Raw genomic sequence first — 12,513 nt, forward strand, 5'->3', positions numbered from 1 at the left:
GCGGCTCATTCCTGGTCCCCGGAACAGCTGCCAGCTGTCCTGCCAACAGCGGGCGGTTTGAGAGGTTCGCCAGACCATACGAGAGAATATGAAGGAAATGGATTGGCGAACCAGCCGCTAACGTATTGACTTCCTGTAGAAAACGATGACCCGGCGGGCTCACCAAAACGACCGCGTAAGTGGCTGATTTTTGACCGTTTGGTGGGGGTCGTGTGCAGCGCGTCGCGCCGATTTTCTGGAGTGATAAGCCGCGCCGGACGCGGCGAATTCCTAACCCTACTCGGCGGCCGTCTCCGATGGCGCCTCTGCCGGGCCCGAAGGCTCGGCCTCGGCACGGGGCTTGCGCCGTGAAAACAGCGACCTGAGCGTGACGTAGAACACCGGCGTCAGGAACAGGCCGACGAAGGTGACGCCGAGCATGCCGGAGAACACCGTGGTGCCGAGCGACTGGCGCATTTCCGCGCCCGGGCCCGTTGCGATCATCAGCGGCACGACGCCGAGGATGAACGCGAAGGCGGTCATCAGGATCGGCCGCAACCTGAGCCGGCAGGCTTCGACGGCAGCCTCGGCGGCCGACAGGCCGCGTTCCTGCGCCTGCCGCGCGAATTCGACGATCAGGATCGCGTTCTTGGCGGCAAGCCCGATCAGCACGATGAGGCCGACCTGCACGAGGATGTTGTTGTCCAGCCCTCGGAACGATACGCCGAGCAACGCCGCCAGCACGCCGAGCGGCACCACCAGCACAATGGCGAATGGCAGCACCCAGCTTTCATATTGCGCCGCCAGCGCCAGGAACACGAACAGCACCGACAGTCCGAAGATATAGACAGCGGCATTGCCGGTGTTGCGCTCCTGGTAGGCGAGCTCGGTCCATTCATAGGAGGTACCGGCCGGCAGCGTCGCGGCGGTGATCTTTTCCATCGATGCCAGCGCGTCGCCCGTGGAAACGCCGGGCGCGGCGTTGCCCTGCAGCGGCACCGAGACGTACATGTTGTAGCGCTGGACCAGCGCCGGGCCGGTGACGTCGCGGATCTCGATCAACGTGCCGAGCGGAACCAGCGCGCCGGTCGCCGAGCGCACCTTCAGTTTCAAGATGTCGGCGCGATCGAGGCGGAACGCCTGGTCGGCCTGCGCCCGCACCTGGTAGACGCGCCCGAAAGCATTGAAGTCGTTGACGTAGGCGGTCCCCAGATTGATCGACAGCGTCTCGAAGATGTTGGGGATCGGTACGTTCAGGATGCGCGCCTTGTCGCGATCGATCGCCAGGAAGAATTGCGGGCTCGACGCCGAGAAGGTGGTGAACACGCCCGTCAGCCCCGGCGTCTTGTTGGCCTTGCCGGCGATTTCATAGGCAAGCGCCAGGATCTGCCGCATGTCGGCGCTGTTGCGCTCCTGGATCTGCAGCTTGAAGCCGCCGGCATTGCCGACACCGCGGATCGGCGGCGGCGGCAGTGCGATGATGAAGGCTTCCTTGATGCTTTGCAGGCTGCCGAACAGATTGCCGATGACCTGGGTCGCCGACTGGCCGGCTTTCAGTCGCTCGTCAAATGGCTTGAACCTGGCGAAGATCACGCCCGCGTTGCTGGCGTTGGTGAAGGTCGCGCCGGAGAAGCCGGCGAAGGCGACGGCGTAGTCGACGCCCGGCGTTTTCTGGATGATCTGCGACGCCTGCTGGATGACCGCATCGGTCCTCGACAGCGAGGAGCCGTCCGGCAATTGGACGACGACGATCGCATAGCCCTGGTCGAGCGACGGAATGAAACCGCGCGGCACCGTCTGCACCATGTAGACCGTGGCGTAGATGAGGGCTGCGAAAACAGCCAGCATGGCGGCGATCGCTATCCACGATCCGACCAGCACGCGGATGATGCTCGAATACCAATGGGCGACCCTGTCGAAGCCGCGGTTGAAGCCGTCGGCGAGCGCCCGTCCGAACCGCGCCAGGAAAAAGCGCGGCGGCGCCGCAGCGGTGTGGTGCGGCTTGAACAGCAGTGCGGCCAGCGCCGGCGAAAGCGTCAGCGAATTGAATGCCGAGATCGCCGTCGACACCGCGATGGTGATCGCAAACTGCAGGTAGAACTGCCCGGAAATGCCGGGGATGAAGGCTGTCGGTACGAACACGGCTATCAGCACCAGCGAGATCGCGATGATGGCCGTTCCGACTTCGTTCATGGTCAGGTGCGACGCCGGATTGGGCGCCAGCCCACCGGCGATGTTGCGCTCGACGTTCTCGACCACGACGATCGCATCGTCGACGACGATGCCGATCGCCAGAACGAGGCCGAACAGCGTCAGCATGTTGAGCGAGAAGCCGGCGGCGTAAAGCACCGCCAGCGTGCCGATCAGCGACACGGGGATCGCCACGATCGGCACGATCGCCATGCGCCACGATTGCAGGAAGACGATGATGACGATGATGACCAGCAGCATCGCCTCGAGGATCGTCTTGTAGACCTCCTGGATCGACTCGGCGACGAACTCGGTCGGATTGTAGACGATGTCGTAGCTCAACCCCTTCGGGAAGTCGCGGGAAAGCTCCTTCATCTTGTCCTGGATCTCCGCGGCCGCGGCGAGCGCATTGGTCCCCGGCCGCTGGAAGATGGCGAGCGCCACCGCCGGTTTGCCGTTGAGATAGGAGTTGGTGACGTAATCCTTGGCGCCGAGCTCGATGCGCGCCACGTCCTGCAGCGAGATCAGGCGGCCGTCGTCGGTCGATTTGACGATCACGTATCGGAAGTCGCGTGCATCGTTGAAGCGGCCTTGCGTGGTGACCGTGTACTGGAACGCCGTGCCGGTGTTGGTCGGCGGCGCGCCGATCGAGCCGCCCGACACCTGGACGTTCTGGTCACGCAGCGCCTGCACCACATCGCCCGAGGTCATCCCCAGGGCGGACAGTTTTTCCGGATCGAGCCAGATGCGCAGCGAATATTCGCGTTCGCCGAAGATGATGAGGTCGCCGACGCCATCCAGTCTGAGCAGTATGTCGCGCACCCGCGAGCGGGCGTAGTTCGAGACGTAGAGCTGGTCGTAGGTATTGTCGGGCGACAGCATGTGCACGACCATCATCAGGTCGGGCGAACTCTTGGTGGTGGTGATGCCGAGGCGGCGGACTTCTTCGGGCAGACGCGGCTCGGCGACCGACACGCGATTCTGCACCAGCACCTGCGCCTTGTCGAGATCGGTGCCCAGCTTGAAGGTGATGGTCAGCGCCATCGCCCCGTCGCCCGACGAATAGGACGACATGTAGAGCATACCCTCGACGCCGTTGATCTCCTGCTCGATCGGCGTTGCCACGGTCGCAGCGACCGTCTCGGCGTCGGCGCCCGGATACTGCGCGCGTACGACGATGGTCGGCGGCGCGATCTCGGGATACTGCGCGACCGGCAGCTGGGTATAGGCAATTCCGCCGAGGATCAGCAGGACGATCGAAACGACCGACGCGAAGATTGGGCGGTCGACGAAGAAATGTGCGAACCTCATTGCTGCAACCCGGCGGTCTCGGCCTTGGGCGGCAACGTCACCATCTCGACCTTCACCTTGGTGCCGGGCCTGGCGTGCATCAGCCCGTTGACGATGATCGTCTCGCCGCCGGTCAGGCCCGAGCGGATCACCCGGTAGCCGTCGAGAAGCGGGCCGGTGCGCACAGGCTTCGCAGACACCATCCCGGCCTCATCCACCAGGAGCACGATGCGGCGATCCTGATCGGCGCCGATCGCCTCGTCGGGCACCAGCACGCCGCCATGCGGCAGCGACCCCGGCACATTGATGCGCCCGAACATGCCTGGCTGGAGAATGCCGTCGGCGTTGGGAAACGTCGCACGCACCCGCATAGTGCCGGTCGCATTGTCGATCCGGTTCTCGGCAAAATCGAGCTTGCCTTTGAATACCGCCTCCGCGCGGTCGGCGACACGAACCTCCACATCGAGCCCGCCGGCGCCTTCCTGCATGGTGCCGCCACGCGCCTTCGCGTCGCGGGCGTAGCTGAAATACAGGCGCTCATCGACGTCGAAATAGAAGTCGATCGGATCGCGCGTAACGATGGTGGTCAGCAAGGTGGAATCCGGCTGCACGAGGTTGCCGACCGACACCAGCCGGCGGTCGATGCGGCCGGACAAGGGCGCCTTGATCTCGGTGAATTCCATGTTCAGGCTGGCCGTCGTCAGCGCCGCCGTCGCGCCCTGCATCTGCGCCTGCGCCGAAAGGTATTCCCGCCGGCGGTCGTCGACCGTCGCGGTTGAGATATTGCCGGTCTTGGCAAGTTCGTCGGCGCGATCGAGCTGCATCTTGGAGAATTCGAGCAGTGACTTGGCGACGTCCACTTGCGATTTGGCGGCATCATAGGCCGCCTGGTACGGACGCTGGTCGATGGTGAAGAGCAGGTCGCCCTTGTTGACCAGTGCGCCGTCCTGGAAGCTGACCTTGTCCAGATAGCCGCTGACGCGCGAACGGATGGCGACCTGGTCGACGGCTTCGAAGCGCCCGACGAACTCGTCGTCTTCGACGATTTCACGGACCACCGGCTTGGCCGCCGTCACCAGGGGTAGCTGCTGCTCCTGCGCAAACGCAGTACCGCTGAAAGCCATGCCGAGCAGTAATGCCGCCGACAGGGCGGCGCGGGCAAGCCAGCCGGCCGATCGACGGGGTCGCCCGCCCGCGTCGCGATGCAATTGCCCGTTCCCTGGGGTGTCCATCTGCGTCCTCGCTCGCTAGACCCGGGGGGGTCGGTTGATCCGCTTCTACGCTCAGGCTTTCGTCGAGATCAGAGCACTGCAGTATTGTGCACGGCAACATGATCATTTTCCATGTGGGCTGAAATGTCCAGCCTGTGGCTGCCGCGCCACCGGGCTAAAACCAGTCGCGTTTCAATGGATTCAGGATTCCTTGATGGACGGCTTATGATTCATATTGGTCGAAGGAGACCGTATGGGCATTTCCATGCCGGCGGGACTGGCGTGTTTGCCGAAGTTACCTCGGTGGCCCGGCTTGTGGCCAACCTCTCGGCCACGCGAGATGGGTGACCAAAAGCGTTATGTTGTTCCCCGCATTGGGAATGCTAGATTTGCCAGGACGCGGCAGCTTTGCGCCTCATTCGGTCGTCGACGTCGGCTTTACGTCCGCCCGAAAGCAGGCATCCAGAAAACCACGGGCTCGTTTTGGTCGAGGTCCTCACGCTGCCGTTTGCACGGCCGCCCTCAGCAGCATTCCGAAGAGGTCGCGTGGCTCGTCGGGATCGGCGAGCAGGTCGAGCTCCTCATAGAGGCCGGTCGCTCGCAGTTGGTCGCGCACATAGCGCAGGGCCGAAAAATCCTCGATGGCGAAGCCGACTGAATCGAACAGCGTGATCTGCTTGGCTTCGCGGCGGCCTTGGGTCTTGGCGGCGATCACTTGCCAGAGCTCGGTCACCGGGTGGTCGGGATCCAGCTGCTGGATTTCGCCCTCGATGCGTGTCTGCGGCGGAAACTCGACGAAAATGTCGGAACGCAGCAAGATGTCCCTGTGCAGTTCGGTCTTGCCCGGGCAGTCGCCACCGACGGCGTTGATGTGGACGCCGGCGCCGACCATGTTGTCGGTGAGAATGGTGGCGTTCTGCTTGTCGGCGGTAACGGTCGTGATGATCCCGGCGCCTTCAACCGCTTCCTGCCCTGTTTCGCAGATCGTGATGTCGAATCCCATGCCAGCCAGGTTCTTCGCGCATTTCAGCGACGCGGATCTGTCGATGTCGTAGAGCCGGAGCCGATCGATACCGGTCAGCGCCTTGAACGCGATCGCCTGGAACTCCGACTGTGCGCCATTGCCGATAATGGCCATGGTGCGAGCACCGCTGGGCGCCAGATACTTGGCCGCAACCGCGGATGTCGCGGCGGTGCGCAGCGCGGTCAGGATGGTCATTTCGGTGAGCAGCATCGGGTAGCCGCTGCCGACATCGGCGAGCACGCCGAAGGCGGTGACCGTCTGCAGGCCCTGGCGCATGTTCTTGGGATGGCCGTTGACGTATTTGAAGCCATAGAGGCGCCCATCGCTTGTCGGCATCAGCTCGATGACCCCGTCATGGCTGTGCGAGGCGATGCGAGGCGTCTTGTCGAAAAGATCCCAGCGACGAAAGTCTTCCTCGATGTAGCTGGCGAGCTCGGTCAGGAAGCGCTCGACGCCGATTGCGATCACCAGCTTCATCATGCGATCGACGCTGACGAAGGGGACGATGTTCAGTTTTGCCGCGGTCATGGTCAAAAGCTCCCTGAATGGCTGCGAGTCGGGCGGTCCATGATGCGGCGGCCCATCAGGCTCGCCGTCAGGTCGACCATCAGTGTCGCGGTTCGGCCACGATCGTCCAGAAAGGGGTTCAACTCGACCAGGTCCAGGCTGGAGACGAGCCCGCTGTCGGAAAGCATCTCCATCACCAGATGCGCCTCGCGAAACGTCGCGCCGCCGGGAACCGTGGTGCCGACCGCCGGCGCGATAGAGGGGTCGAGGAAGTCGACGTCGAGACTGACATGCAGCAGCCCGTCCTCATCAGACACGCGCGCCAGGAAGGCGCGCAGCAGCGGCGCGATGCCATGCTCGTCGATGGCGCGCATGTCGTGCACGATCACGCCCGCCTGGTTGAGCGCGCTGCGCTCGGCAGGGTCGACACTGCGCAGGCCCATGGTGCAGATACGCCTGGGATCGACCGCCGCCGGCAGATCGGGAAAATAGCCGCTGAAACCCGCCTGGCCGCTGGCGTAGGCGAGAGGAACACCGTGCAGATTGCCGCTGGCGGTGGTGTCGAGCGTATGAAAATCGGGATGCGCGTCGAGCCACAGGACGAATAGGGGGCGACCGGCCTCCGAGGCACGGCGGGCGAGGCCCGACACGGTCCCGGCGGAGATCGAATGGTCGCCACCGAGAAAGATCGGCATGGCGTCGTCGCTTGCTGCGTAGGCCGCGGCGGCAATGGCGGATGTCCAGGCCGATATTTCGGGCAGGGCCTTCAGCGCCAGGTTGCCATGCACGACGCGCCTTACCGGAATTGGCTGGACGGCGCCCATATCCTCCACTGCATGGCCGAGGCCGGACAGCATCTCAGCAAGCCCGGCGGTCCTCAGCGCGCTCGGCCCCATTTCGCATCCCATTCGGCCGGCACCGTCCTGCACGGGCGCCCCGACGATTCTGCAACGCATTGTTTCTCCCGCGCTCCAAGTTCTGATGGCCGCGAGGGAACCATGCCGAGCCGGCGATACGAACAGGTAAAATTGGCAATCCGAAAAGCGTAGTTTATCATAATGGCAGCGAAACTGAGCAAAATGGTACCCCATGGATGCACTGGACGAACGGCTCGTGACCTTGCTGCGGCATGACGCCCGGCGCAGCGTATCGGATCTCGCCGTCGATCTCGGCGTCTCGCGCGCCACGGTTCGGGCACGCATGGAGCGGCTGGAACGGTCGGGCGACATTATTGGCTACACGGTGGTGTTGCGCGCCGACGCGGTCGATCAGCGCATCCGCGGCATCATGCTCATCGAGATCGAGGGCCATGCCGCCGACCGCGTGGTCCGGGCACTGGGCGGCTTCCCGGAAGTCTCGACCATCCATACCACCAATGGTCGCTGGGATCTGGTGGTAGAGCTCGGGACGGCATCCCTGACGGATTTCGATGCGGTGCTGCGGCGTATCCGGTTGATTCCCGGCATAACGGGCAGCGAAACGAGCCTGCTCCTGGCCACCCCGCGCACGACGCGGGCACGATTGACCTAGACTGTATTCGACGCCGCCTTTCCCGTGCAGATGGATTTCAGATTACGGACAAACAGGGAAACGTTCCCAAAGTAATTCGGATACATTTCAACAAGTTTTTCGACCTTGTCTACCTCGACCAAGACCGCTTTTGTATCACTGTCCCTTAGCTCGATTTTCTTCTCTATATCTTCCAATTTCCGCGCGCCGGACATAAGAGTTCGGAATGGCTCGACGGTCACATTATGATCATTGCTGTATTGAATAAAGTAGTATCTGGATTTTCCAGTCGACTGTGCGAAGTTCTTCGAGGAGAGAGTAATATTCTTTATGTCTTCCAATATGCTTGTCGCCCCTATACGTCTGTCGATATCGCGCAATTCTCGCACTCGGTCATTGTGATCCGGAGCGCCGATATGAACGGAGCACTGCTCAATGTGCGCGAATTCCGCCGACATAAGCTGGAAAAGGCGTAGCCAATCTTGTTCGCCCTTTCCGTGCTTCAAATCCTGGCGCCGGAATAGCCCGACAGCCTCAACCGCGGTTGCCCATGAGTGCTGAAGTGTGGTCCGAACTTGCAGTTCGATGCGTCGACCCTCGAAAGCCTCGGTGTCGGCAGCTCTGGGTCGGTACCGGAAAACAATGTGGTGACTTCGATAGCCGTCCGGCTTCGGCTCATCGATATAGTTGAATTCCCGAGGGTGTATCTCATGGGGGAAGTTGTCTCGCATCGATGCGAGAAGCGAGCGGACACTTTTGATGTCGGGCATGATCGCTCGGCAACCGCCGATGTCGTTCATGGTGTCCAAATTGGTGGTGGACTCTCGAAGCTTCCGACGAATCGATGCCATGCGTTTCGGACGCGATGCCATGTCGCCCTTCAGTCGCAGGGCTCTCATGTGGTGACCGACAGAGAACTGGACGCTCCGCATCGGCAGAAAGTGCGAGGCGCGCCAGCTGTTGGCGATCGAGAAGATTTCGAGTGCGTCCACGTACTGGCCGGCAGTGATGTCTGGTCCGAAAAGCATGGGTTTTGCCAGCCGCTCGCCTGCCTTGCGAACGGCATTCATGCTGTATTCAAGGCGCGGGTACTGAGTCATTGGACCATAAAGTCAAGGTAGGGCGCCTCATTCTGGACTGGCGAGACGACCGCAAGCGAATCGGATCTCATGGACCGTATCTTTGAGTACGCGAAAGACGAAAGTAAGCACCTTTGCGCTTGCCTTGAAGGCATCCTATTCTGGAGGAATAGCATCCGCTCGTGGGCATAGAATGTCGGTACTGCCTTTCCTGAGAATTTACGCGCCGCTCAACGCGGTGCTGGCCGCGCCTGGGCTGCTGGCGGTGGCTGCGCTCACGATGCCGAACATGTCGGGACGAAGCAGGCTGGCCCTGACTGCCGTGCTTGCGGTCATTTGGGGCGCCTATCTTCTGCAGATGGCCGAGACGCTGCTCAAGCGCTGGGCGGGAGACCTTCTGGACAGGACGCCGGCAATCGCCATCGATATGCTCGCGGTTTTGGTTCCGCTCGCTGCATTTCTGCTCGACGGCACGCCCGACCGCAGCCTCTACTGTGCTGTCTGGCTGCTGAAGCCGCTGCGCGACTCGACATTCTTCCCGGTACTGGGCAGGGTGCTGGCCAACGAAGCGCGCAACCTGATCGGCGTCACCACGCTCTTCGGCGTCGTTCTGTTCGGTGTCGCGCTCGCCGCCTATGTCATCGAGCGCGACATCCAACCGGAAAAGTTCGGCAGCATCCCCCAGGCAATGTGGTGGGCGGTGGTCACGCTGTCCACCACCGGTTATGGCGACGCCATTCCGCAAAGTTTCGCCGGCCGCGTCCTTGCCGGGGCGGTCATGATGTGTGGCATCGGCGTCTTCGCGCTCTGGGCCGGCATTCTTGCCTCCGGCTTCTATCAAGAAATCCGTCGCGAGGATTTCGTCCGCAATTGGCAATTGGTCGCCGGCGTGCCGTTGTTTCAGAAGCTCGGCCCGGCCGCGCTGGTCGAGATCGTGCGCGCGTTGAGACCTCGTAATTTGCCGGCGGGTGCCGTGATCTGCCGCAGGGGCGAGACCGGGGATCGGATGTTCTTCGTTGTGGAGGGGCGTGTCAGCGTCGCGACGCCACACCCGGTGGAGCTTGGCCCTGGCGCCTTCTTCGGCGAGATGGCGTTGATGAGCGGCGAACCGCGCATGGCGACCGTCAGCGCCGCAACGGCGGTCTCACTCCTGTCGCTGCACGCGGCGGATTTCCAGATGCTGTGCAGCAGCAGCCCGGAAATCGCGGAAATCATCCGCAAGACCGCGCGCGAGCGGCACGGCGCGGCACCGATGGCTTGATCGTGCCACTATTCGTCAGGGGGAGGACGTGATGGCAAGGCTGCCCCTGTCGACAATGGCTGACTGGAACTATGTGGGCGGCTCTATCGGCCACGCGCGGAGGTTCTGGACGGAACGTGGAAGTTCCCAGAGGCGCAGCCGCCGAGCGCTCGGGGGGGCGTCATTCAGACGGCGGACGGCCGAGGCACATCCGCACGCGCCTGATGTCGATGCCGCCCTGGACAAGATGTGAAGCACAGGTGGTGGCGCAGGATGTGGGGACGACCTGATCATCGGCGCCGAGGCCGACTTCCGCCTTGGCATCGTTCCACATGGCTCGGAACCATGCCTGGCTAAGCCTGGTGGCGGTTCTTTCGGCTGGCGCCCGGTCGGAGGCAGCTTGATGACTTCCTTCCGCCCGGTCATCGGAATGGTGCGGCTGCGGCCGGATTTGCTGGTCCGGAAACTGAGGCGACGTCGAGGAGGCATCCGATGTCAACCAGCAAGGAAATGTGAACGCGCCGAACATCGGCTTTTCCCCGGATGCGGCGGATCCGCGGCAGTTTCCTGGCAGTTGACGCAAGGCCTTGCCATGATTCCGTCAGCCGATCGCCGGATTCGGCCGGGAATAAGCGGTTGCCGCGGACCCGATGGTTAACGAGAGCTTTCTGAGTGAGGCCAAATCGTGTCATTTGTGCAACAACGCTGGGGGATAGCAGCCGAACAGCCCTTTCGCCGGTACGATCGTTGTTGAACGCCGCCGGCTCATGGGTAATGTCGAATTCGAAGGAGCGGCGCGGTGCGCATCTTTTTCGGTAGTGGGGATGGGGCAGGGAACGCTGTCCTTCAGCAAAGAATACCCAGACCCGTTTTTTAACTTTTGACTGGAGGTCAGAAAATGAACATCAAGAGCCTGCTTCTCGGCTCCGCTGCGGCCCTGATCGCAGTTTCCGGTGCGCGCGCCGCCGACGCCGTCGTCGTCGCCGAGCCGGAACCCGCTGAATACGTCAAGATCTGCGACGTCTACGGCGCTGGCTACTTCTACATCCCCGGCACCGAAACCTGCCTGCGCATCGGCGGCTATGTCCGTTACGACATCGGCGTGGGCGACGTCGGCTCGTTCGACGGCGCGAAGTCGAACGATCACGAGGACGGCGAACAGCAGGGCACCTATTACAAACATGCCCGCTTCACGCTGAAGACCTGGACCGGCCAGGAAACCGAGCTCGGCACCTTGAAGACCTACACCGAGACCCGCTTCAACTTCGGCAACAACAACGGCTACGGCCGCTATGGCACCGATGGCACTACGCTCGGCAATCCTGCTGGCAACGGCAGCGTTTCGCTGAACTTCGCCTGGATCCAGCTCGGTGGCCTGCGCGTCGGTAAGGACGAATCGGCCTTCAATACGTTCATCGGCTACGCTGGCAGCGTCATCAACGATACGCTGGTCCCCTACGGTGACTTCGACACCAACGTCGTGCAGTACTACTTCGATGCCGGCAACGGCTTCTCGGCGGTGGTCTCGCTCGAAGAAGGCTCCGGTGTTGTCGGCACCATCGACAGCTACGTTCCGCACGTCGTCGGCGGCTTGAAGTGGACGCAGGGTTGGGGCGCCATCTCCGGCGTCGTGGCTTACGACAGCAACTACGAAGAAGTCGCTGGCAAGGTCCGCTTGGACGTCAATGTCTCCGATGCGCTGTCGCTGTTCATCATGGCCGGCTACGGCACCGACGACAATCTCAGCGATCCGACCTGGGCTATCCCGGCTGGTGGCCGCGGCTTCTACAAGCAGTGGGGCGGCAACTGGGCAGTATGGGGCGGCGGCACCTACAAGTTCAACGAGAAGACCTCGTTCAACCTCCAGGCGTCGGGTGACGACGAAAAGAACTATAGCGTCGCGGCAAACGTCGCTTACGACATCGTTCCCGGCTTTACGGTCACGGCCGAAGTCGATTGGTCCCACTGGGGCGAAGAAGGCGTCAACTGGACCGACAGGTCCGTCTTCGCGAAGAAGGATGCGGTCGGCGGTATGCTCCGCTTCCAGCGCTCGTTCTGATAGATTTCACTTCGGTGAAATTGAAAACCCGGCGGGCAACCGCCGGGTTTTTGTTTTGCCGGCTGTGCTGAATGCGCGCAGTGCGGTCTTCGGCACGATTACAAAGAATCAGCGCGCATGCGGAGCCGATTCCGACAGGCCGCAGGCATGTCGTCAGCCAAGATTACACGATTTGCAGAGGCTCACAGCTTCGCCATCCAGGGGCGGCGCAACGAGCGAAGCCACGCACCGAACACCCCAGGGTCCATGCCGCGACTTCTGCAGGATTCTGCTCAGTTGCACCTTTCGGTGGGAGTTAATGCATGTCGCCCGGAAGTGTCCTCGGTTCCGGGATAACGGCATGCATAAAATCAGAAGCTTACAGCACGTCGGTGAGTCCTATTCGCGGCGACGTGCTGTATGGCAAGGGATCCTCGGGTCTTTGC

8 protein-coding genes and 1 pseudogene are annotated in these 12,513 nt (G+C 62.4%); 3 read left to right on the top strand and 6 right to left on the bottom strand.

Features of this window, described 5'->3' with window-relative positions; genetic code table 11:
- Positions 1-276 precede the first annotated feature (276 nt).
- The 4 genes from EN824_RS00490 to rocF all read right to left on the bottom strand — a co-directional run bounded on the left by EN824_RS00490 (position 277) and on the right by rocF (position 7,157).
- Complete coding sequence (locus EN824_RS00490; RefSeq protein WP_135931674.1) at positions 277-3,480, bottom strand: multidrug efflux RND transporter permease subunit; 3,204 nt, start codon at positions 3,478-3,480, stop codon at positions 277-279.
- Entirely contained in the window at positions 3,477-4,583 is a 1,107-nt protein-coding gene (locus EN824_RS00495) for an efflux RND transporter periplasmic adaptor subunit (protein ID WP_245511731.1), read from the bottom strand. The genes EN824_RS00490 and EN824_RS00495 overlap by 4 nt, the downstream gene beginning before the upstream one ends.
- A gap of 583 nt (positions 4,584-5,166) precedes the next feature.
- Positions 5,167-6,222 (bottom strand): ornithine cyclodeaminase, encoded by a 1,056-nt coding sequence (locus tag EN824_RS00500; protein WP_127870102.1) that lies wholly within the window; start codon positions 6,220-6,222, stop codon positions 5,167-5,169.
- Between the two features lie 2 nt (positions 6,223-6,224).
- Complete coding sequence (gene rocF / locus EN824_RS00505) at positions 6,225-7,157, bottom strand: arginase (RefSeq protein ID WP_127870103.1); 933 nt, start codon at positions 7,155-7,157, stop codon at positions 6,225-6,227.
- 133 nt (positions 7,158-7,290) lie between these two features.
- Between rocF and EN824_RS00510 the strand changes: the two genes are divergently transcribed.
- Positions 7,291-7,731: an Lrp/AsnC family transcriptional regulator gene (locus EN824_RS00510; RefSeq protein ID WP_095771477.1), complete on the top strand. Its 441-nt coding sequence runs from the start codon at positions 7,291-7,293 to the stop codon at positions 7,729-7,731.
- On the opposite strand, the gene EN824_RS00515 is transcribed toward EN824_RS00510, so the two are convergent.
- Complete coding sequence (locus EN824_RS00515; RefSeq protein ID WP_189522104.1) at positions 7,728-8,780, bottom strand: RelA/SpoT domain-containing protein; 1,053 nt, start codon at positions 8,778-8,780, stop codon at positions 7,728-7,730. The genes EN824_RS00510 and EN824_RS00515 overlap by 4 nt on opposite strands.
- Positions 8,781-8,982: 202 nt before the next feature.
- Here EN824_RS00515 and EN824_RS00520 point away from each other — a divergent pair, with 202 nt between their 5' ends.
- A complete protein-coding gene (locus EN824_RS00520; protein ID WP_127870105.1) occupies positions 8,983-10,050 on the top strand; it encodes a cyclic nucleotide-gated potassium channel in 1,068 nt (355 codons plus the stop codon).
- Between the two features lie 178 nt (positions 10,051-10,228).
- On the opposite strand, the pseudogene EN824_RS35805 reads toward EN824_RS00520, so the two are convergent.
- Positions 10,229-10,550, bottom strand: a pseudogene (locus EN824_RS35805) (site-specific integrase); the annotation flags it as partial.
- Positions 10,551-10,927: 377 nt separating this feature from the next.
- On the opposite strand from EN824_RS35805, the gene EN824_RS00530 reads away from it, so the two are divergent.
- Complete coding sequence (locus tag EN824_RS00530) at positions 10,928-12,088, top strand: porin (RefSeq protein ID WP_135882398.1); 1,161 nt, start codon at positions 10,928-10,930, stop codon at positions 12,086-12,088.
- The last annotated feature ends 425 nt before the right edge of the window (positions 12,089-12,513 follow it).

Origin of the sequence: Mesorhizobium sp. M8A.F.Ca.ET.181.01.1.1 (assembly GCF_004792025.1) — a bacterium.
Lineage (GTDB): Bacteria > Pseudomonadota > Alphaproteobacteria > Rhizobiales > Rhizobiaceae > Mesorhizobium.

Bases quoted from the DNA above. Each gene is read 5' to 3' on its own strand.
- EN824_RS00490 (WP_135931674.1), bottom strand. From the start codon at position 3,480: ATGAGGTTCGCACATTTCTTCGTCGACCGCCCAATCTTCGCGTCGGTC.
- EN824_RS00495 (WP_245511731.1), bottom strand. From the start codon at position 4,583: ATGGCTTTCAGCGGTACTGCGTTTGCGCAGGAGCAGCAGCTACCCCTG.
- EN824_RS00500 (WP_127870102.1), bottom strand. From the start codon at position 6,222: ATGACCGCGGCAAAACTGAACATCGTCCCCTTCGTCAGCGTCGATCGC.
- rocF (WP_127870103.1), bottom strand. From the start codon at position 7,157: ATGCGTTGCAGAATCGTCGGGGCGCCCGTGCAGGACGGTGCCGGCCGA.
- EN824_RS00510 (WP_095771477.1), top strand. From the start codon at position 7,291: ATGGATGCACTGGACGAACGGCTCGTGACCTTGCTGCGGCATGACGCC.
- EN824_RS00515 (WP_189522104.1), bottom strand. From the start codon at position 8,780: ATGAATGCCGTTCGCAAGGCAGGCGAGCGGCTGGCAAAACCCATGCTT.
- EN824_RS00520 (WP_127870105.1), top strand. From the start codon at position 8,983: ATGTCGGTACTGCCTTTCCTGAGAATTTACGCGCCGCTCAACGCGGTG.
- EN824_RS00530 (WP_135882398.1), top strand. From the start codon at position 10,928: ATGAACATCAAGAGCCTGCTTCTCGGCTCCGCTGCGGCCCTGATCGCA.